The organism is Azospirillum oryzae, assembly GCF_900177515.1.
Classification (GTDB): domain Bacteria; phylum Pseudomonadota; class Alphaproteobacteria; order Azospirillales; family Azospirillaceae; genus Azospirillum; species Azospirillum oryzae_A.
Genome location: NZ_FXAK01000009.1, coordinates 673,025 through 691,467, shown reverse-complemented (window position 1 = coordinate 691,467; position 18,443 = coordinate 673,025). Strand labels below are relative to the sequence as shown.

Here is an 18,443-nt window from a genome sequence, read left to right as displayed (position 1 = left end):
AGGAGGGAGGCCATGACGGCCGCGCTCTCGTTGCCGCTGACGTCAGGACTGGGACTTTCGGCCAGTTCCGCCGCCGCCCAGCAGGCTCCATCCCGCGCAGCGCCTCTGGTCGTCTATTTCTCCCGCACCGGCAACACCCGCGTCGTCGCGGGACAAATCCGGCGGGCTCATGGTGCGGACCTGTTCGAGATCGAGCCGGCCGCCCCGTACCCGGAAGACTACGAGGCCGTCGTCAGACAGGCGCAGGCTGAGCGGGACACGGGGTATCGGCCCCCGCTCCGGGCCATGGTGGCAGATATACGATCCTACGGCGTCGTTTTCATCGGCTTCCCCATCTGGGGGATGAGCACCCCTCCGGTGATCCGGTCCTTCCTGGCCGGTCATGATTTGTCCGGCAAAACGCTCATCCCCTTCGTCACCCATGGCGGTTACGGTCTAGGCGACAGCATTTCGGTCGTCGCCGCCCACGCACCGCAATCACGACTCCTGGAGCCCTTCACCATGCGAGCGGATCAGGAGCGGGAAACGCTCTCACAAGTATCTCGATGGCTCGGTAACACCCCGATCGGCCGATAATTCAGTCGAAAGCCACGAAAACCAAGTCCCCAACGCTGGGAACCAGCGGACGCCGGGCAACCGGAAGGAAGACATCCATGCGCAGCAATATCGATGGCAAGGTCATCGTCATCACGGGCGCCAGCAGCGGGCTGGGCGAAGCCACCGCGCGGTATCTCGCCGCTGAAGGCGCGACGCTCTTTCTCGGCGCCCGCCGGTTCGACCGCCTCCAAGCCCTGGCCCACGAGTTGAACCTCGGGCCGGGCGCCGCAGTGCAGACCGACGTCACCGACCGCGAACAGGTCAAACGCCTCGTCGACGCGGCAGTCGCCGCGCACGGGCGGATCGACGTGATCCTCAACAATGCCGGCCTGATGCCGCACTCGCCGCTCGAGCGCGGCAAGGTTGAGGATTGGGACCGGATGATCGACGTCAATCTCAAGGGAGTGCTGTACGGCATCGCCGCGGCACTACCACACATGACGCGGCAGAAGAGCGGGCACATCATCAACGTCTCCTCGGTCGCCGGCCATAAGGTGCGCCCCGGCAGTTCGGTCTACGCCGCGACCAAGGCGGCGGTCCGTATGCTGTCCGAGGGGCTGCGTCAGGAGGTGAAGCCCTACAACATCCGCACCACCATCATCTCGCCGGGTGCCGTGCAGTCGGAGTTGCCGCAGAGCATCACTGAAGCCGACGTCGCCAAGGGCATCCAGGACTTCTACGACGCCTATGCCATCCCGGCGGAGAGTTTCGCGCGCATGGTTGCCTTTGCGATCAGCCAGCCCGAAGACGTGGACGTGAACGAGATCCTGTTCCGTCCAACAGCGCAGGAGCTGTGATGTCATCGGCTGCCAGCTACCCAACGAACACCGAGACCGCTCAGCATGGCTGGCGGGTGCTCGCCATTCTCAGCGCGTTGATGGGCTTCGCGTCGATCTCGACCGACCTGTATCTTCCGGCCATGCCGGCGATGGGGCGCGCACTCGGTGCCGATGCGGGGCACGTCGAGTTGACTGTATCCGGCTATCTCGTCGGTTTCAGTTTGGGACAGCTTTTCTGGGGACCGCTCAGCGACCGTTTCGGCCGCCGCCTGCCGGTGGCCGTCGGGTTGGTGCTGTTCGCCATCGGCTCGGCGGGTTGCGCCATGGCGGGCAGTGCCTGGGCATTGGTAGGGTGGCGTGTCTTGCAAGCGGTGGGCGCCTGCGCTGGTGTGGTTCTGGCGCGGGCCATGGTGCGCGACCTCTATGAGGGGCACCGGGCAGCGCAGATGTTGTCGACGCTGATGACGGTGATGGCGGTGGCACCGCTCCTCGGGCCGATCGTCGGCGGGCAGATTCTGGCTCTTGCCGGATGGCGAGCGATCTTCTGGACGCTGGTCGGCGTCGGCATGGCAACCCTGGCAGCACTGCTCACGCTGCCTGAGACATTGCCGCCGGAACGGCGCAACCACGAGCCACTCGGCCATGCGCTGCTCCGCTATGGCACGCTGATCCGCCATCGCCGGCTGCTCGGCTATGCCGGCGCGGGTGGGTTCTTTTATGGCGGGATGTTCGCCTATATCGCTGGTACGCCCTTCGCCTACGTCACCTACCACCATGTTCCGCCGGAACTGTATGGCCTGCTGTTCGGGGCCGGCATCGTCGGCATCATGGCCACCAACACCTTCAACGCGCGTCTGGTGCGGCGGCTGGGCAGCGATCGGCTGCTTCTCTGTGGCACAGGCTTGGCGGCACTCTCCGGACTGGTTCTGGCGGTTACGGCCTGGACCGGCTGGGGCGGGCTGTGGGGACTAGCGGTGCCCCTGTTCCTCTTCGCCTCGGCAACCGGTTTCATCGTCGCCAACTCCATCGCCGGCGCACTGTCCGGCTTCCCTGAACGGGCCGGCGCGGTGTCGGCGCTGGTCGGATCGGTTCACTACGGCAGCGGCATTGTCAGCTCCGCCCTGGTCGGCGCCTTCGCCAACGGCACGCCCTGGCCGATGGGCTGGGTCATCGCACTCACTGGCATCGGCAGCCTGTTGTGCGCGTGGCTGCTTGTTCCGGCCAACCGTTCCACTGGGAGGTCACCATGACGACTGCTCTGAGCCGTCGCAGGGTGGTGGCTTCGGCGGTCTCCGACACCGTTGCATAGCATTCACCCAGCCGGCGGCGCAGGGTGGAGCCTAAGGCACCTCCACCAGCGGTCTGCGGTGCGCGCCATCGAATGCCCTCGCGCACGACGCGGCGGAGCGTCCGGATCACCTTCCAGCGTCGCCACCGGTGGGCGCCCCGGCTCGGGCTGCCGGTATCCGAACCGGTTGATGATGCCGGTCACCAATCAACTCCTGTGCTCGCCCGTCCGCCTCCAAAGGCTTGGGATGTGCCCGGCGGTTACCACATTGCGCGCAAAAGTCCTTAGGGAGTTTTGGAAACCGGGCATAAGCCGTCACTTCGGAGCAAGGTCGCCGAACCAATAGGCCGCGGTGACGCCGCCATCCATCAGGAAATCACTACCGGTGATGAACGCACCGTCAGAGCCCATGAGAAGTGCGCCGACGGATCCCACCTCGTCCGGGGTGCCGGCCCGTCCGGCCGCCGAGAGGTCAATCATGCGCTGGTAGCCCGGGCCGCGCGGACCTGCCAGTTCATCCTTCGCCAGCGGGGTGATGATGATGCCGGGGCTGATCGTGTTGACCCGTGCCCCCCGCTTTCCCCAGCGGACGGCCTCGGCCATTACCCGTAGGGAATTCGCGCGCTTCGAAATCTGGTAGGCGTGAAGTGGATCCTTCACCTTGTCGGGCTGGAGCATCGGCAGAGCGAGCAACTGATCGACCGGCGTCGTCGCGAGGACCTTGTTCTGCTCCGCCGTAAGCGGCGGCAGGCGGTGCCCGGACTGCGAGGCGATCACGATGCCAGCGCCCCCGCGGGCGATGACATTGCCGAACTCCTCGAGCACCAGCGCCGTTCCGTAAAGGTCCACTTTGAGGATAGTTTCCGGCGTGGCTTGCGTCGGGGAAACCCCGGCGGCATGAATGACGCCAAAGATCTCGCCGTGGGCCGTGGCCGTCTTGACCAGCGATTGGACCGACGCTCGCGACGAGACGTCGACAGTCGCGGTGCTCACGTTGAAACCAGCCTCGCTCAGAGTCTTCGCCGCCGCATCAGCGTTTTCCTGGCGTAGGTCGGCCAGCAAAACGTGCTTTCCGGCACTGACCCGGCGCGCGATTGCTTGGCCGATGGAACCGGCTCCGATCACGACGTTCACATGTGCCATAACGATCCTCCATCGTGGGGTGTTTCTGGGGGGTGTGCGGTCTGTGCCGTGCAGCGTGTCAGCCGCCGTACTGCTCGTCGGTCACTTTTTCCATCCAATCGACCGCCTTGCCGTCCTTCATCTCGGCGATGGCGATGTGCGTCATCGCGCAGTGCGGCGCAGCACCGTGCCAGTGCTTCTCCCCGGGCTCGAACCAGACGATGTCGCCGCGGCGGATTTCCTCGACCGGCCCGCCGTCCCGCTGCACGCGGCCGAGACCGGAGGTCACGAGCAGCGTCTGGCCAAGTGGGTGCGTGTGCCAAGCGGTGCGCGCACCCGGCTCGAAGGTGACGGTGGCGCCACTCAGATGACCACTGCCGCTGAATGGCGCGTCGACCCGGACAGTGCCGGTGAAGTACTCCCCAGGCCCTCCCCTCGAAGCTACCGCCCCGCTGCGTTTGATGTCCATCGTCGTCCTCCACACTGCTTGCGCCGGTGCCCGTATGGGCACCGACAGCATTCAGAGATCTAGCGGGGAGGCGCTCCGAGGGTTAGGTGCTATAATCTGCATGAAGCTATGTCGGGAGTTCATCAATGCAGCGCGAAGAGCTGGTCGACCTCAACGCCTTCCTGATAGTGGCCGAGGAGCAGAGCTTCACCCGCGCTGCCGCGAAACTGGGCACCTCGCAATCCACCCTGAGCCACACGATCCGGCGATTGGAAACGCGTATCGGCGTGCGCCTGCTGACACGGACCACACGGAGCGTCGCGCCGACCGAGGCGGGAGAGCGGCTACTCGCCACCTTGCGGCCGGCTCTTGACAGCATCAGTGCCCAACTCACGTCTCTGACCGAACTGCGCGAGAAGCCGGCTGGGACGATCCGCATCACGGCGGGCGAGCACGCGGCCAACACCGTCCTGTGGCCCGCGCTGGAGCGGCTGCTTCCCGACTATCCCGACATCCACGTCGAGCTGAGCATCGACTCCGCGCTCTCCGACATCGTGACGGAGCGCTTCGACGCCGGCGTCCGCCTGGGCGAGGCGCTCGCCAAGGACATGATCGCCACGCGGATCGGCCCGGATCTGCGCATGGCGGTGGTCGGCGCGCCCGCCTACTTCAGGACGCGCCCGGTTCCGTGCACGCCGTCAGACTTGGCCGAGCACCAGTGCATCAATCTGCGCATGCTGAGCTCCGGCACCCTCTACGCCTGGGAACTGGAGAAGGACGGACGCGAGGTGCGCGTGCGCGTGGAGGGCCAGCTCGCCTTCAACAACGTGAATATGGTCGTCTGCGCGGCCACCGCCGGGTTCGGGCTCGGCTTCGTCATGGAGGACCACGTCAGGGCGCACCTCGCCGATGGGCGCCTGGTGAGCGTTCTGGAGGATTGGTGCCCGCCGTTCCCCGGTTACCACCTATACTACCCGAGCCGGCGCCAGCCGTCGGCCGCGTTCGTGGTGCTGTTGGAGGCGCTGCGGTACCGCGGGTAACAGATTCCGCGGCGCCGGCCGTGTCACGGCGCCTTGTGAATTCCCAGGCCGCGGCAGCTTTCCGAACCCGGCGTCGTTGCCAGTTTGAACACGAGGTCGGCCACGCTCGTGCGCGACACGGTCGCGGCGGCGTTCCGGAACGGCTCGCCCTTCTGTGTGGTCTCGTAGGCGATGTCGTCCCGGTCGTTCAGCCAAGCCGGCCGCAGCATCGTGTAGTCGAGCCGGGAGGACTTGATGACGCGGGCGGCGTTGCGGTAGGGATCCAGTACGCTGCCGTAGCGCTCACCCGGCACCTCTTCGTAGATCCCCATCGAGCTGATGAAGATCAGGTGCTTGACGCCGGCGGCGTTCATGGCCGTCACGATGCTCCGGGTCCGTTCCTCCAGCTCCCCCGACAAGTTGGGGTAGACGACATCCTGCCCCGCCATGGCCGCCTCAAGTGTCGCGGTATCCAGAACGTCGCCTTCGATGACGGTGATCCGGTCGGCGGGACCCGTCTCTTTCAGACGGCGGGCGTTGCGCAGGTAATGCATGAGGTGCGCGTCGGTTTGCGCGAGGAAGAGGCGCGTGACGACGCGCGCGATCTGCCTGTTGGCGCTGAGGATCAGTACCTTGGTCCTGCGGAAACTCCGGTGGTTGTGGCGCTCCGGGCGCCGCCACTGGTCCGACGGTCCCTGTCGTTCGGTCCCCTGTCGTTCAGCCGTAGAGCTCGTGGCCAGTGCCGCGGGTATCTGCACGGGGATCCTCCTGGAAGCCGCGTCGGTGATCTCGCGGCGACCGGCGGCGGTGAGCTCGATGTCGGCTGCGGCCATGTTCTCCTCGAGCCAGTGCAGCTTTAACGTGCCCGGAATCGGAATGATCTACGGCTTCTGGGCGAGGAGCCAAGGGAGCGCGATCTGTGCCGGCGTTGCGCGCTTGGCGGCCGCGATGCGCTTCAGCAAGTCGACCAGCGCCTGGTTGGCCTTCATTGCGACTTTGTGGCAGCGAGGTAATCTCGCTCGCAGGAAGCCCTTTCCTGGCGTTGGGATCACGCGACGCGGATGGAGTCTGGGTGTCCGAGGTCGAGCATGCGGTTCAGGATCCGGACCGTGATGGCGACTACGGCGCTCCGCCAATCCTCGGTTTGGAACCGCAGGCCGTCCCCGATGAGGCGCTTCCAGCAACTGAAGGACGCCTCGACCAATGTGCGGACGGTGTACCGGAAGGCTTTCTGCCACGCCAAACGTCCGTGCTCAGCGATGTACTGGAGGTGTCGGTCGCGCAGCGTTGGGTCTGTCGCGGCGTTTGCGCTCTGCACCGCCCTGGAGCGGGGCGGCACGACCACGGCGGCCACCGGCGTGTGCTCCGCCACGGCTGTGACCACGCCGGTCTGGTCGTAACCCCCGTTGGCCACGAATGCGGCAAGGGGCTCCTCAGGGAGTGTCAGGAATTCCGTGCTTGGCGGGGTTATCCTAGAACGGAAGGAGACCCGCCATGGCCCGACGCAAAGAGCCTGTTATCCCGGACGCGATCCTCGACCAGCTGCTGGCTGGAGCTGACGCCAAGACGGCCTTCGATCAGAACGGCTTGCTCGACCAGCTGAAAAAGGCGCTGACGGAGCGAGCCCTGAAGGCGGAACTGGATCATCACCTGGCCGGCGACGAGAGCGGCAACCGCCGCAACGGCTACGGCCACAAGACGGTGCTGACCGAGGGTGGCTCGATGGGCCTGTCGATCCCCCGCGACCGGACGGGAACGTTTGATCCGGCGCTGATCGGCAAGTACCAGCGCCGCTTCCCCGGCTTCGACGAGAAGATCGTGTCGATGTACGCGCGGGGCATGTCGACGCGGGAGATCACAGGGCACCTGCGGGAGCTCTACGGCATCGAGGTGTCGGCCGACCTGATCTCCACGGTGACGGACGCGGTGATCGAGGAGGTGACGACCTGGCAGAACCGGCCCCTGGAGGCGATCTATCCCCTGGTGTTCCTTGATGCCATCCGAGTCAAGATCCGCGACGAAGGCTTGGTGCGCAACAAGGCCATCCATGTTGCCATTGGCGTACGCGCCGACGGCGCCAAGGAGGTGCTGGGGTTGTGGATCGAGCAGAACGAAGGCGCCAAGTTCTGGCTGCGCGTGCTGAATGAACTGAAGAACCGCGGCGTGGAGGACATCCTGCTGGCGGTGGTCGACGGGCTGAAGGGCTTTCCCGAGGCGATCGCCGCCGCCTATCCGGAGACGATTGTCCAGACCTGCGTCGTTCATCTGTTACGTCACAGTATGGAGTTTGCGTCCTGGAAGGACCGCAAGGCCATCGCCGCCGCACTGAAGACGGTCTACGACGCCGTCGACGACAAGGCCGCCGAGGTGGCCCTGAGCGCCTTCGAGGACGGCCCCTGGGGCGAAAAGTATGCGGCCATCGGCAAGGCGTGGCGGCGGGCGTGGCAGGAGGTCATCCCCTTCTTTGCCTTCCCCCGCGAGGTCCGACGCATCCTTTACACAACGAATTCCATTGAAGCGCTCAACTCGAAGCTGCGCCGGGCGGTGCGTGCCAGGGGGCATTTCCCCAATGACGAGGCCGCGCTGAAGCTCCTGTTTCTCGTCTTGAACCGCGCCGAGAAAGACTGGAAGATGCCGCCGCGGGAGTGGACGGCCGCGAAGGCGCAGATGGCCGTCATCTTCGGAGAGCGCTTCGCAAAGGCGATGAACGCCTGATACTCAACATGCCCCGCCAAGCACGGAATTCCTGACACTCCCGGCTCCTCAACCTGTTCCAGCAGAGCACCGGCCTCCGAGCCGTCATCAATGCCGTGGTCGGTCAAGGTCGCCGCGAGGATCCACCCGGTCACGGCATCCAGTCCGACACGCAGCTTCTTCCACGCGCGTCGGCGCTGGGTCCCGTGCTTTTCGACCAACCATTCGCCGAGACCGCACAGCTTCACGCCCGTGCTGTCCACCAGCAGTTCCACAGCGCCGCCCGATGATACCGGCTCCGAAGGGAGGCACAGGATCTAGGCGCGACGGCTGAGGGTGGAATGGTCGGGGACGGCAAGCTCCACGCCAACCAGTCTGACGATGGAGCCAACCAAGCCTTCGGTTTGGCGCAACGGCAGCCGGAACACGGCGCGCAAGCTCAAGGCTGTTGTGATCGCCAGGTCCGAGTAGAGGCGCTGCCCGCCGGGCGTGGTCCGCGTCTCCGCCCGCCAGTGCGTGACGGCCTCCGGCGTGAACCAGACCGTCAGGCTGCCGCGCGCCCGAAGCCCCGTGTCATACTCCGCCCAACTGCGAACCCGATGGCGCTGCTTCGGAATGTCATGGCGGCGGGACGCATTGGCTTTGAACGGCATGACCGAACCGGCACAAGGGCAAAGGGCTGGCCTTCTACCCTGATACCCCGAAGGCCGCAACCGAAGGCCTCGGTGCAACAAGGTCCCCGCCTTTTGTGGCGTCCTCAAACACCCGATTTCAGTCGGCCGCGTCGGGCTACCGGCAATGGTGGTTGGCTTTTGTCTGGCTCATCAACGCGGATGTGAAAGCTGTGACGGCCATCGTCGTGGGCGATCACATCGTATGTGAGCCGGTCCGCGATACGGTTGTCGGGATGGAATGTGGCGACACGCGGTTTGAGTGTCGTCAGGTCTGTAGGCTGGCAGTACCAGGACGCCGCGATGATGATAGCATCTCCTGGCTGGCAAGTGCGCGCCGCCGCCCCGTTTAGCACGCAGCACCGGGAACCGCGTTCGCCCAAAATGACGTAGGTGCTGATGCGGGCGCCGGAATTTCGGTTCCAGATGTCCACGAACTCCAGAGGGTAGATGCCGACCGCGTCGCAATGGTCGGGATCAAGCGTGATAGAGCCGTGATAGTTCAAATTGGCGTCGGTGACGTGGATGCCGTGCAGTTTAGCGCGAACGGTTTTGATCATGGGGCCATCTCCGAAGGCGGTGTCTTACGCTTGACCCTAAACACGTGCTCTGGGCCCGGAAACCGGCGGTGCCGAACATCCTCGGCATAGGTCGCCGCCGCATGTGTCACCATCGGGCCAAGCTCGGCATAGCGGCGAACGAACTTCGGTGTGAAGTCTGCAAACAGGCCCAGGAGATCGTCGGTGACTAGTACTTGGCCGTCACAGGCGACGGAGGCACCAATGCTGATGGTCGGGACCGTCACCGCCGCGGTAATGGCTTCGGCCAGCGGCTCCATCACTCCTTCTACGACAAGTGCGAAGGCGCCCGCAGCGGTGATTGCCTTGGCGTCGGCAAGAATGCTCTCGCTCTCCTCCGCGTTGCGGCCACGAGCACGGAAGCCGCCGAGCGTATTGACCGATTGCGGGGTCAACCCAACATGCCCCATGACCGGCACGCCGCGCGCCACCAAATAGGCGACAGTTTCGGCCATCTCTACCCCGCCCTCCAATTTCACCGCCGCGCACCCGGTCTCCGCCAGGACGCGGGCAGCGTTGCGGAAGGCTTGCTGCGGCGATTCCTGGTAGCTGGCGAAGGGCAGATCGACGATCACGCAGGCATGTGTGGAGCCACGGACCACGGCCGCACCATGTGCGATCATCATGTCGAGCGTCACTGGTAGCGTGCTGTCGAAGCCATAGAGCACCATGCCCAGGCTATCGCCAACCAGGAGCACATCTACATGGGGGTCCAGCAGCTTGGCTATGGGCGCCGAATAGGCGGTCAGGCACACAATGGGATCACCACCTTTTCGCGTGGAAAGGGTTGTGGTGGTGGTGCGCTTGGCTAATGCCGTTGCACTCATCTTTGCTCCTTGGATGCATCGCTTTCGGGATGATTCCAGTTCCACGCGCCGTGCTTTGGCCTCAGGGACATGTCCTTAGAACCCAATCGCGAGCGTGCAGTGATTTTTTGTCGAGCTGCTCAGCGGCGGACAAACTGCATTCCGTCCATACCCTCAGTCTGCCAAGTTTCGACGAGCTCGCGGTATTTGGCGAGACCACCACCATAACGTTGAGTCAGGAAGCCCTTGTAGGCGCTCGGGGCGCCCTCATTGTTGTAGTAACTCGGTGTGCATTCCCGTTGGAAATCGAGGTTCTGAAGGGCGACTTCGCGAAAATGATCAACATAGCTCTGCACCGCCTTGTAGGTCGGCTCGACGATGTCAGCTTGCCGCTGCTTGGCCGCTTTGAGAATGTTAGCGATATATTTTGCCTGTACTTCCGCCGGGTAGAGAAAATTGACATCGCCCGGTCCTTGTGTAGGTCCCATGAAGAACAGGTTTGGAAAGCCGTTTGACGTGACTCCGTGAAGCGTGCGGTAGTCGTCGGCCCAGTGGCTAGTAAGCGACACTCCGCCGCGACCGTAGAGTTCGACGGCCGCCCGCCGGGTGTATTCGGTTCCCACCTCGAAGCCAGTCGCAAAGACGATGCAGTCGACATCGTATTCCTTACCACTGACGACGAGGCCTTTTTCGGTGATGCGCTCGACTCCCTGACCCTTCGTGTCCAAAAGTGTCACATTGGGCCGATTGAAGAGGGCGAGATACCGGTCGTTGAAGGTGGGCCGCTTGCAAAAAAAACGGAACCAGGGCTTCAGGGCTTCAGCCACCTCCCTCGACTGGACGACCGTGTCAATACGGGCACGTACTTCGTTCATCTTCTGCGCGTCGGCGATCTCCATATCGAGCTTGAGCTGTTCTGGGGTCTTCTCGCTGGATTGCTGGACCTTGAAGAGCGTGCCGCCGACGATCTTCATGATTCGGGTCCATCCGTCCTGCACCAAATCAACGTCCTGGGGGATGCCCGACACGAGAGCATAGAAGTTCGCTCGCCGCCGCTCCTGCCATCCTGGTCCCAAGGATTTGGCCCATTCTGGATCGGTCGGACGGTTGCCGCGAGGCTCGACCACCACCGGTGTCCGCTGAACAATATAGAGATGCCGGGCAAAATCGGCGATGTAGGGGGTGCATTGCACGCCAGTGGCGCCAGTGCCGATGACGGCAACCGTCTTATCCGCCAGCTTGTCCAGATTGCCGGTCGTGTCGCCCCCGGTGTAGTCGTAATCCCACCGGCTGGTGTGGAAGGACTTGCCCTTGAAATCGAGAATTCCCGGAATGCCCGGCAGTTTCGGGCGGTTGAGACTTCCGCAGGACATCAGGACGAATTTCGCCTGGAACCGGTCGCCACGGTTGGTCGAAACGTCCCAGTAACCGTCACCTTCGTTCCAGCGCAGTTCTTCGAGCTGCGTGCGGAACACCGCCCGCTCGTAGAGTCCGAAATGCGCGCCGACGCGGCGGGCATGCTCGCGGATTTCCTTGCCGTAGGAGTATTTCTCCTTCGGCACATAGCCGGTTTCTTCCAGAAGGGGCAGATAGAGGTAGGATTCGATGTCGCACTGGACTCCTGGATAGCGGTTCCAGTACCAGGTGCCGCCAAAATCGGCGCCGTTGTCCAGGATCCGGATATCGTCAATGCCGGCTTGGCGCATCCGCGCGGCGGCCAGCATGCCGCTCCAGCCGGCGCCGACGATCAGGACCTCGACCCGGTCGTTCAGGGGGTCGCGCGGTGGAACGGCGTCGGCGTCGGGATCCTCCAGGTACTTCCCGAAATCGCCCGAGGCCTCGACATATTGGCCGATCCCTTCCTTGCGGATACGGCGGTCACGTTCATCACGATATCTGGCACGCAGCGCCTCCAGATCGATGTCCATGCCGGTTTGGGACATTTGCGTGATAGAATTCTTCGCCATGCTTCGGAATGTCCTTATTGATTTTCATCGTGACGCCGGCGTCGGCGACAATGCTCCGGCCCAAAGGGCAATTCTTCGGCCCAAGAAACGGCGGAACAGGAAGCAATACCTGTCGCTGGCTATTGAGCGCCGCCGACGAGCGGCACTTTGCCGACGACGACCGGGTTGCCGTCTTTGATGACTTCAACATAGATGGGCGACAGCAGCTGCCGGTCGGGTCCGGCGTTCAGATCGTCGCCTTGAATCGATGTCATCGGCAGGACCTGGGCAAAGGCGTTGGCGGTCTTGCTCGTATCGTTCACGTCGCCGCCCTTGCGGATGGCAAGCAGAAGGGCGTTCGCGGCGTCGTAGTAGGGGGCGAGCACCTGATTGGGCTCCTGGTGAATCGCCTTTTTGTATTCCGCCGCAACGCGTTGGAAACCCGGCGTCGAAGGATCGGCGAACGCCATGGAGATCAGGCCCTCGACCGCTTCCTTGCTGCCGGCGGCCTCCATGATGTCCTTCGGTCCGGGGGAACCGGTCTTGACGAAAATTCCCTTGTAGCCGAGTTCACGCGCCTGTCGGACGATGAGCCCCGCCGTCGAGGGTTGGGTGGCCCCGAGATTGATGACTTCGACATTCAGGCCGATTACTTTGGGGAGCATCGGCTGAAATTCTTTCTGGGTGCGCTCGAACAGTTCGTTGCCGAGGATCGTGAAGCCGTTTTCCTTCAGGAATTTGTCGTCCACCCGCGCCTGCTCCCAGACGGTCTCGTCGTTAGGGTTGACGGTGACGACGCACCGCTCCTTGAGATTGCCCTTCAGCCAAGCGATCAGGCCCGGAACGTAGTTGCGCGGTATGCTGTTGAGGCAAGTAATGTATTTCGTCTCGGAATCGATTAGCTTCGACGTGAAGGCCGCCGTCATCGCGACGATCCTGTCGTTCTCGATGCTGTCCTTGACGGCCAGGGTGCTGGCCGAACTCAGCAGGATCATGTATTTGACGCCGTCCTGTTTGACGAGGCGGTTGTAGGCGGCGACCGCCTCGGCCGCTTTGTATTGGTCGTCATAGGCGATGACGTCGACCTGATATTTCCTGCCGCCGACATCCAGGCCACCTGTGGCGTTGGCTTCCGACGCCGCAATCTTCGCCGCCTGCGCCATCGCATTGCCATGCGGCGCCCCGGCGCCGGTCAGCGGTGCGATCACGCCGATCTTCAGCGTCTCGGCCCCCGCGTTCGTCAGCAGGGCTCCGAACAGCCCAAGTCCGATGGCAACGGTCGATGCAGCTTTCTTGATGGTCATGACAGCTCCCCCCAAAAGCTGGATGCGCAGGCGGCAGCGCGGCGATCTGGCGGCCACGCGATCGGGAATTCCTTAAGCTGCTCCGCTCCCGCGCCGTAGGGCGGAGAGTCTTATTGTGGGCAAGGCTGATAGTCAGACCTTATTGGAAAACGCGGTGTGCAGTCAATAGAAAACGTCAGACCATTTAGGCGGTTTCACGACCCGGTCGTGACGACACAGCCACCGAAGGTTTCCTGCGAGACCTCGATGACCTCCTCTACCTTGGTGATTTAAAGGCGAAGCGTGACGCGGGAGGTTGGCTTGGCATCAAGCCTCACCATTGCGTTTCCAAAGCCACATTATTCGTGTATCGAGCAATCTACCAATGGCCCAAATCCAAAAATCCCGAAATTGCACGCGAGGAACTGTCGCCTGGATACAAGGCTGACTTTTTAGCGACCACAAGGATGCTTGATGGGGGCGAGGGGGGGGTTCCCGAGGAAGTAATGGTCGAACCAAATTGTTGACAAGGGGGCGGTGGCGCTGTTCTATTTCGGTGGATCATGACTAGAAAGGCGTGCGGAGAGTGAGGATGGCCGGATCAATGATCCGGGGAGCCCCCACTGCCTGACCCGCATCAACAATCGGAGGCCGGCTTGGCATCGGCTCCAGGGGAAGGAAGCATCCATGAAAAGGTTTGGAATTCTAGCCGGCAGCATACTGGCTTGCTCGATGGCTCTATCGGCTGTTGTGGCGAAAGCGGAAACGCTTACGGTATCGACCAATCTTCCGCCCAGTCACTGGGGCTCGTCCCAGGCAGCGGACCCCTGGATGGCCTGCGTGAAAGGGGCGTCCAACGGTGAGATCGATTTCAAATACTTCCCTTCGGGCCAGATCGCCGGTTTCTTCGAGTCACTCAAAGCCGTGAATGACGGGCTTGCCGACATCGCCTATATTATCGTCAGTGCGCAGACCGATAAACTGCCGCTCAACGGTATTCCCATGCTTCCGCAAATGGGAGACACGGTCGTCGAGATGACGAAGGCGAACCGGAAGGCCCTAGACAGTGGTGGGCTGCTTTCGCAGGAATTCACCAGAAGCCGCCTTTATCCGTTGTTGATCAACGTCTTCCCAGTGTATCAGCTGCTTTCGAGGTCGGAGCCTTTCGACACGCTCGAGAAGATCAACCGCAAGAAGCTCAGTGCCGGCGGCGGTTCGCTTATCGTCACCGTCAACGCGCTGGGCGCCAGGGCGGTCGAAATGTCGACGGGCGATGTATACCTGGGTGTGCAGCAGGGCACGGTCGACGGCTCGTTGCTGCCTCTGGCGAGCGTCAAGCCCTACAAACTCAACGAAGTCGTCAAGTCGATGAGCGGCAACGGCAGCTTCGGGTCGTCCTCGGGCATCTGGTCGATCGACCTCGGGGTTTGGAAGAAGCTGTCGCCCAAGAATCAACAGGCGATGAGGGATTGCGGGCTCAAGGTTGAAATGGAGCTTGCCGAGTGGGTCGATCGATGGACCGAGGAACTCAAGACCGAGTTCAAGGCCGGCGGAATCAAGGTCTACGACTTTTCCCCGGAAGCCAAGGCCGCCATCGGTGAACGGCTGAAAGTCGCCACGGACGACTACATCAACAGGCTCGCCGCTCGCGGGCTTCCGGCGCGCGAGGCTTACGAGCAGTATTTGAAGGCGCTGGGCCGGTAAGCGGATGGGTGCAACGGAAAGCCGGTTCCTTTGTGAAAGGAACCGGCTTCGAATGGTTTACGACAGGCCGTAAACTTAGGACAGGCGGTAAACCCGCCGCGCATTGCCGGAGAAGATGGCCTCGCATTCGTCGCGGCTGAGATCACCGAGCATCTTCTTATAGCCGTTCAAGAGAACGGGATAGGATGAGACGACCTTATCCACCGGATAGTTGCTTCCGAAGATGCAGCGTCCGGCGCCGAACGTGTCGAGGCACGTCCGTATGCGAGAGGCCGCGGCGGACGCGATTGCGTCGGATGAGGCGGCCTGGCCTTTGCCGCCGAAGCCCAGACCCAGCCGCGTGACGCCGACGCCGCTGAGCTTAATGAAGACGTTCGGGAGTTCGGCGATCGCGCGGAGTCCGGCGGACCAGTCCCTGAAGACGTCGTCCTGCCGTTCGGCATAGCGCCCGACGCCGAGCGGCCCGCCGAGATGGTTCAGAACGATCGTCAGGTCGGGACATTGGACCGCCACGCGCCGCAGGTCGGCGAGCTGTGTATGGAAGCCGAACGTCTCCAGGATCAGTCCGAGCCTCTCTACGCGCTTTGCCCCATCCAGGAAGGCTTGCGTCCGGACGATGTTTTCCTGCGGAAAATCGGTACGGCCGCCATAGCCGGCAACCGGATCCGGGTCCCACGCGATCCTCGTGCGGATACCGCGGACGCGTCCTTTGCCGGCCTCGATCTGCGCTTCGAGAACCGGTGCCACCTTCTCTGCGAGCATGAGATTGGCGCTGCCGATGATCCCGGCGGCCAGCCGGTGCTCGGCGTCCCGTGCCAACTCGATCTGCCGCAACACATGGAACACCTCGCCGACCGGCCGGAAATCGGGGTCGGGATGGTCGGAGTAGCCCATGTCGCATTCGACATAGACGCTGGCCTCGACCTTGTGACCGGCTTCGACGTCCTGAAGAAAATCCGGCGCGAAATAGTCGAAGCCCATCAGGTTCCAGAGATGGAAATGTGCATCGACGACGGGTAGATCGGGCAGAATGATCGGTTCGGGGGCATAAGCCGCAGGAATAGCGACGCTGCCTGTCCGTGAACTCACGGTCTCCTCCTCTGGATGAGCCGTCGCGATGACTTCAGGCCGGCGCCTTGGGCCAGTGGACGGCTGCTTTATTATCAGACCATTTAGGGCAGCGTTTTGCGGGGAGTCAAGCCGGACCATCAAGGTGAATGCCCGGCTGTTCGCGGCGCGCGGTACAGCTCACCGAATGATCGCCGTGCTGGTGACGCCACAACGCATCATGATGCGCCGGTGTTTATCCATCTCGAAATTGGGCAGCGCCCTGTGCATCAGGCACAGGTTGTCCCAGATGATGAAATCCCGCTCCTGCCATCTGTGCGTGTAGACGAAATCCGGCCGGGTCGCGTGCTCTTCGAGACGCTTCAGCAGGGCGCGTCCCTCGTCGCGCGGCATCCCGTCGATTTCGCAGGCATACATGCCCAGCAACAGCGATTTGCGGCCGGTCACCGGATCCGTGCGCACCAGCGGATGCAGCGAGGGCGGCGGCGCCACGCTCCGTTCCAACTCGGACAGCGGCCGCTTCATCAGCGTCTCGCGCATATGTTCGAAGCTGTGCAGGACGCGCAGGTTGGCGACCAGCGCCTTGTCCGCGTCGGACAGCCCCTCATAGGCCAGGATCATGTTGGCGAACTGCGTGTCGCCCCCGCCGCCGGGCGGCATTTCCACCCCGTACAGAAGAACCATCGCCGAACCGGTGGGAAAGAACGCCCGATCGCTGTGCCAGAAATAGTTGGAATTGACGTAGGGGGTACGCGACGGCTTTCCCTCGGCGTCGAGATTGGTGATCATGTGGACAGGCGGTGCGATGGTCCCGTCCGCCCGCTGCGTCACCGACCGTTCCAGATCGCCGAAGCGCCGGGCGAATTTTTCCAGACCGGCTTCCGTCAGTTCCTGGTTGCGGAACACCAGGACATGACGGTTGCGGAGGAGGGCCTGGATCCGATCCCACTCGGCCTCCACCGCGTCATTCGTGACGTCAAGTCCGATGATCTCGGCGCCGAGGACATCCGAGATGTCGTTGACCTGCAGTCCTGGCATCCGCCGAACCGGCTGGTCGGTGTCGATGTTAAACCCGGTTTGCATTTCCAATTCCCCATGTTCCTTATTACCCTGGGCGATCCGTGCCTCTGGGTTTCTTATCCAAGGAATGACCGGATGATAACGGCCGCCGACAATCCGTCCACAGCACGTTGCCAATATCAGTTATCCGATTGCCAGATGGATTGACCATGAACCTCGAACATCTGCGCATCTTCACGCACGCGGCCGAATTGGGGAGCTTCACGAAGGCCGCCGGCGCGCTCGGGTTGGCGCAGCCGACGGTGAGCCGGATCATCTCGGAACTGGAAGAGGAGTGGGGCGGTCCGCTTTTCTACCGGACCGGACGCGGGGCGACGCTGTCGGAACTCGGTCAGGAGGCGCTGGGCAAGGCACAAGCCCTACTGCGCGACTTCGAGCAGATTTCGGAGGATCTGAGGGCTTTCGGCCGCCTTCCGAACGGGAATGTCTCGATCGGTCTGCCGCCTTCGCTGATCCCCTCGGTCCTTCCCGATCTGCTCAATCAACTGTTGCGCGACCGGCCGGGAATCCGTCTGCGCGTTTATGAAGGCTTCAGCGAACAGATCGAGCGATGGCTGTCGGATGGCACCCTGGATCTGGGCATCGCCAGCAAGTACGGCACCGACGACAAGCCGCATGAGCATCCGCCGAAAGGCGGTGCGCTGATGCTGAGTTCGCGGCTGGTTCTGGCCGGCCGCGCCGCCGGATGGACCCTGCCACCGGAGATCGATTTCCCGCAGCTCGCCGGAATTCCCCTGGTCCTGCCGGCGATTCCGAACGGCCTCAGGATGGTCGTCGAAGCCGTTGCGAAACGGATGAAGCTCAAACTCTCGATCATCGCCGAGGTGGACTCCATCCTTGCCCAAAGGGAACTGGTGCTGAATTGCGGCTGCTACATACTCAAGGCGCCGCATACCTTCGCGGTCGAGGAGCGCGAAGGTCTTTTGGCCAGCAGCGTGCTCCGGAATCCCTGTTTCAATCGCCATGCGGTCCTGATGACTGGACAACAACCTTTGAGCCGAGCGTCCCGCGACGTCGCCGGGCGCGTCACGGCGATTCTGCGGAGGCTTTCCCGTCGGTGACGGCGCCGGCCTTCCCGTTGCCGGTCAACACGCCGCGCAAAGGTGGAGACGTCGGAGGCTTTCGCTATCCGTTCCTTGAATGGCTGATATTGCTGAAAATTGGTATCGCAAACATAAAATCCGGGTGTAGCTTCTCTTCTGCGCTTGATGAATAGGCAGAAGAATTCTGTATCTATTCTGATGAGGCGTACCGCAGCGGAAGATATAGGCGCGCTGTGTCCTCTTCACGCAAATAAAGATATGGCGGGCTGTTTGAAGGCGCCCGATATCGCCGACGTTCCAGCGTGACCCATGACGAA

18 protein-coding genes and 1 pseudogene are annotated in these 18,443 nt (G+C 62.9%); 7 read left to right on the top strand and 12 right to left on the bottom strand.

Features of this window, described 5'->3' with window-relative positions:
• Positions 1 to 12: 12 nt before the first annotated feature.
• The 3 genes from B9N97_RS31620 to B9N97_RS31610 all read left to right on the top strand — a co-directional run bounded on the left by B9N97_RS31620 (position 13) and on the right by B9N97_RS31610 (position 2,626).
• A complete protein-coding gene (locus B9N97_RS31620; protein ID WP_143266945.1) occupies positions 13 to 576 on the top strand; it encodes a flavodoxin in 564 nt (187 codons plus the stop codon).
• 77 nt (positions 577 to 653) lie between these two features.
• On the top strand, positions 654 to 1,394 hold the full coding sequence (locus B9N97_RS31615; protein ID WP_085091752.1) for an SDR family oxidoreductase: 741 nt from the start codon (positions 654 to 656) through the stop codon (positions 1,392 to 1,394).
• The gene (locus B9N97_RS31610) at positions 1,394 to 2,626 is read left to right on the top strand and encodes a Bcr/CflA family multidrug efflux MFS transporter (protein WP_085091751.1); all 1,233 of its coding nucleotides are present in this window, start codon (positions 1,394 to 1,396) and stop codon (positions 2,624 to 2,626) included. Before B9N97_RS31615 ends, B9N97_RS31610 begins: the two co-directional genes overlap by 1 nt.
• A gap of 353 nt (positions 2,627 to 2,979) precedes the next feature.
• On the opposite strand, the gene B9N97_RS31605 is transcribed toward B9N97_RS31610, so the two are convergent.
• Positions 2,980 to 3,807, bottom strand: coding sequence for an SDR family oxidoreductase (locus B9N97_RS31605; protein WP_085091750.1), 828 nt, complete (start codon positions 3,805 to 3,807; stop codon positions 2,980 to 2,982).
• A gap of 58 nt (positions 3,808 to 3,865) precedes the next feature.
• Positions 3,866 to 4,255: a (R)-mandelonitrile lyase gene (locus tag B9N97_RS31600; RefSeq protein WP_085091749.1), complete on the bottom strand. Its 390-nt coding sequence runs from the start codon at positions 4,253 to 4,255 to the stop codon at positions 3,866 to 3,868.
• 125 nt (positions 4,256 to 4,380) lie between these two features.
• On the opposite strand from B9N97_RS31600, the gene B9N97_RS31595 reads away from it, so the two are divergent.
• Positions 4,381 to 5,274 carry a LysR family transcriptional regulator gene (locus B9N97_RS31595; RefSeq protein ID WP_085091748.1) on the top strand — a complete coding sequence of 298 codons (894 nt, stop codon included), beginning with the start codon at positions 4,381 to 4,383 and terminating at the stop codon, positions 5,272 to 5,274.
• Positions 5,275 to 5,297: 23 nt separating this feature from the next.
• Here the strand turns inward: B9N97_RS31595 and B9N97_RS31590 are convergent, their stop codons facing one another.
• Both B9N97_RS31590 and B9N97_RS31585 read right to left on the bottom strand, forming a co-directional pair.
• Complete coding sequence (locus B9N97_RS31590) at positions 5,298 to 6,086, bottom strand: NAD(P)H-binding protein (RefSeq protein WP_085091747.1); 789 nt, start codon at positions 6,084 to 6,086, stop codon at positions 5,298 to 5,300.
• A 215-nt stretch (positions 6,087 to 6,301) separates the two neighbouring features.
• Positions 6,302 to 6,667, bottom strand: a complete 366-nt coding sequence (locus B9N97_RS31585) for a hypothetical protein (RefSeq protein ID WP_085091746.1) — start codon at positions 6,665 to 6,667, stop codon at positions 6,302 to 6,304.
• Between the two features lie 80 nt (positions 6,668 to 6,747).
• Here B9N97_RS31585 and B9N97_RS31580 point away from each other — a divergent pair, with 80 nt between their 5' ends.
• On the top strand, positions 6,748 to 7,968 hold the full coding sequence (locus B9N97_RS31580) for an IS256 family transposase (protein WP_085091745.1): 1,221 nt from the start codon (positions 6,748 to 6,750) through the stop codon (positions 7,966 to 7,968).
• Positions 7,969 to 8,027: 59 nt separating this feature from the next.
• On the opposite strand, the pseudogene B9N97_RS37110 reads toward B9N97_RS31580, so the two are convergent.
• The 6 genes and pseudogenes from B9N97_RS37110 to B9N97_RS31555 all read right to left on the bottom strand — a co-directional run.
• Positions 8,028 to 8,210, bottom strand: a pseudogene (locus B9N97_RS37110) (IS5/IS1182 family transposase); the annotation flags it as partial.
• Positions 8,211 to 8,264: 54 nt separating this feature from the next.
• Positions 8,265 to 8,600, bottom strand: a complete 336-nt coding sequence (locus B9N97_RS31575; RefSeq protein ID WP_085091744.1) for a transposase — start codon at positions 8,598 to 8,600, stop codon at positions 8,265 to 8,267.
• 104 nt (positions 8,601 to 8,704) lie between these two features.
• On the bottom strand, positions 8,705 to 9,178 hold the full coding sequence (gene panD / locus B9N97_RS31570; protein WP_085091743.1) for an aspartate 1-decarboxylase: 474 nt from the start codon (positions 9,176 to 9,178) through the stop codon (positions 8,705 to 8,707).
• Positions 9,175 to 10,023 carry a 3-methyl-2-oxobutanoate hydroxymethyltransferase gene (gene panB, locus B9N97_RS31565; RefSeq protein WP_085091742.1) on the bottom strand — a complete coding sequence of 283 codons (849 nt, stop codon included), beginning with the start codon at positions 10,021 to 10,023 and terminating at the stop codon, positions 9,175 to 9,177. The genes panD and panB overlap by 4 nt, the downstream gene beginning before the upstream one ends.
• 119 nt (positions 10,024 to 10,142) lie before the next feature.
• Positions 10,143 to 11,969, bottom strand: coding sequence for a flavin-containing monooxygenase (locus tag B9N97_RS31560; protein WP_085091741.1), 1,827 nt, complete (start codon positions 11,967 to 11,969; stop codon positions 10,143 to 10,145).
• Positions 11,970 to 12,088: 119 nt separating this feature from the next.
• On the bottom strand, positions 12,089 to 13,252 hold the full coding sequence (locus tag B9N97_RS31555) for an ABC transporter substrate-binding protein (RefSeq protein WP_085091740.1): 1,164 nt from the start codon (positions 13,250 to 13,252) through the stop codon (positions 12,089 to 12,091).
• Positions 13,253 to 13,918: 666 nt separating this feature from the next.
• Between B9N97_RS31555 and dctP the strand changes: the two genes are divergently transcribed.
• The gene (gene dctP / locus B9N97_RS31550) at positions 13,919 to 14,935 is read left to right on the top strand and encodes a TRAP transporter substrate-binding protein (protein WP_085091739.1); all 1,017 of its coding nucleotides are present in this window, start codon (positions 13,919 to 13,921) and stop codon (positions 14,933 to 14,935) included.
• A gap of 75 nt (positions 14,936 to 15,010) precedes the next feature.
• Here the strand turns inward: dctP and B9N97_RS31545 are convergent, their stop codons facing one another.
• Complete coding sequence (locus B9N97_RS31545; protein WP_167393451.1) at positions 15,011 to 16,024, bottom strand: amidohydrolase family protein; 1,014 nt, start codon at positions 16,022 to 16,024, stop codon at positions 15,011 to 15,013.
• A gap of 159 nt (positions 16,025 to 16,183) precedes the next feature.
• Complete coding sequence (locus B9N97_RS31540) at positions 16,184 to 17,200, bottom strand: TauD/TfdA dioxygenase family protein (RefSeq protein WP_143266944.1); 1,017 nt, start codon at positions 17,198 to 17,200, stop codon at positions 16,184 to 16,186.
• Positions 17,201 to 17,232: 32 nt separating this feature from the next.
• Between B9N97_RS31540 and B9N97_RS31535 the strand changes: the two genes are divergently transcribed.
• Positions 17,233 to 18,144 (top strand): LysR family transcriptional regulator, encoded by a 912-nt coding sequence (locus B9N97_RS31535; RefSeq protein ID WP_085091736.1) that lies wholly within the window; start codon positions 17,233 to 17,235, stop codon positions 18,142 to 18,144.
• Positions 18,145 to 18,443 lie beyond the last annotated feature (299 nt).

Bases quoted from the DNA above. Each gene is read 5' to 3' on its own strand.
- panD (WP_085091743.1), bottom strand. From the start codon at position 9,178: ATGATCAAAACCGTTCGCGCTAAACTGCACGGCATCCACGTCACCGAC.
- B9N97_RS31600 (WP_085091749.1), bottom strand. From the start codon at position 4,255: ATGGACATCAAACGCAGCGGGGCGGTAGCTTCGAGGGGAGGGCCTGGG.
- B9N97_RS31610 (WP_085091751.1), top strand. From the start codon at position 1,394: ATGTCATCGGCTGCCAGCTACCCAACGAACACCGAGACCGCTCAGCAT.
- panB (WP_085091742.1), bottom strand. From the start codon at position 10,023: ATGAGTGCAACGGCATTAGCCAAGCGCACCACCACCACAACCCTTTCC.
- B9N97_RS31575 (WP_085091744.1), bottom strand. From the start codon at position 8,600: ATGCCGTTCAAAGCCAATGCGTCCCGCCGCCATGACATTCCGAAGCAG.
- B9N97_RS31560 (WP_085091741.1), bottom strand. From the start codon at position 11,969: ATGGCGAAGAATTCTATCACGCAAATGTCCCAAACCGGCATGGACATC.
- B9N97_RS31595 (WP_085091748.1), top strand. From the start codon at position 4,381: ATGCAGCGCGAAGAGCTGGTCGACCTCAACGCCTTCCTGATAGTGGCC.
- B9N97_RS31535 (WP_085091736.1), top strand. From the start codon at position 17,233: ATGAACCTCGAACATCTGCGCATCTTCACGCACGCGGCCGAATTGGGG.
- B9N97_RS31590 (WP_085091747.1), bottom strand. From the start codon at position 6,086: ATGGCCGCAGCCGACATCGAGCTCACCGCCGCCGGTCGCCGCGAGATC.
- B9N97_RS31620 (WP_143266945.1), top strand. From the start codon at position 13: ATGACGGCCGCGCTCTCGTTGCCGCTGACGTCAGGACTGGGACTTTCG.
- B9N97_RS31605 (WP_085091750.1), bottom strand. From the start codon at position 3,807: ATGGCACATGTGAACGTCGTGATCGGAGCCGGTTCCATCGGCCAAGCA.
- B9N97_RS31580 (WP_085091745.1), top strand. From the start codon at position 6,748: ATGGCCCGACGCAAAGAGCCTGTTATCCCGGACGCGATCCTCGACCAG.
- B9N97_RS31615 (WP_085091752.1), top strand. From the start codon at position 654: ATGCGCAGCAATATCGATGGCAAGGTCATCGTCATCACGGGCGCCAGC.
- B9N97_RS31555 (WP_085091740.1), bottom strand. From the start codon at position 13,252: ATGACCATCAAGAAAGCTGCATCGACCGTTGCCATCGGACTTGGGCTG.
- dctP (WP_085091739.1), top strand. From the start codon at position 13,919: ATGAAAAGGTTTGGAATTCTAGCCGGCAGCATACTGGCTTGCTCGATG.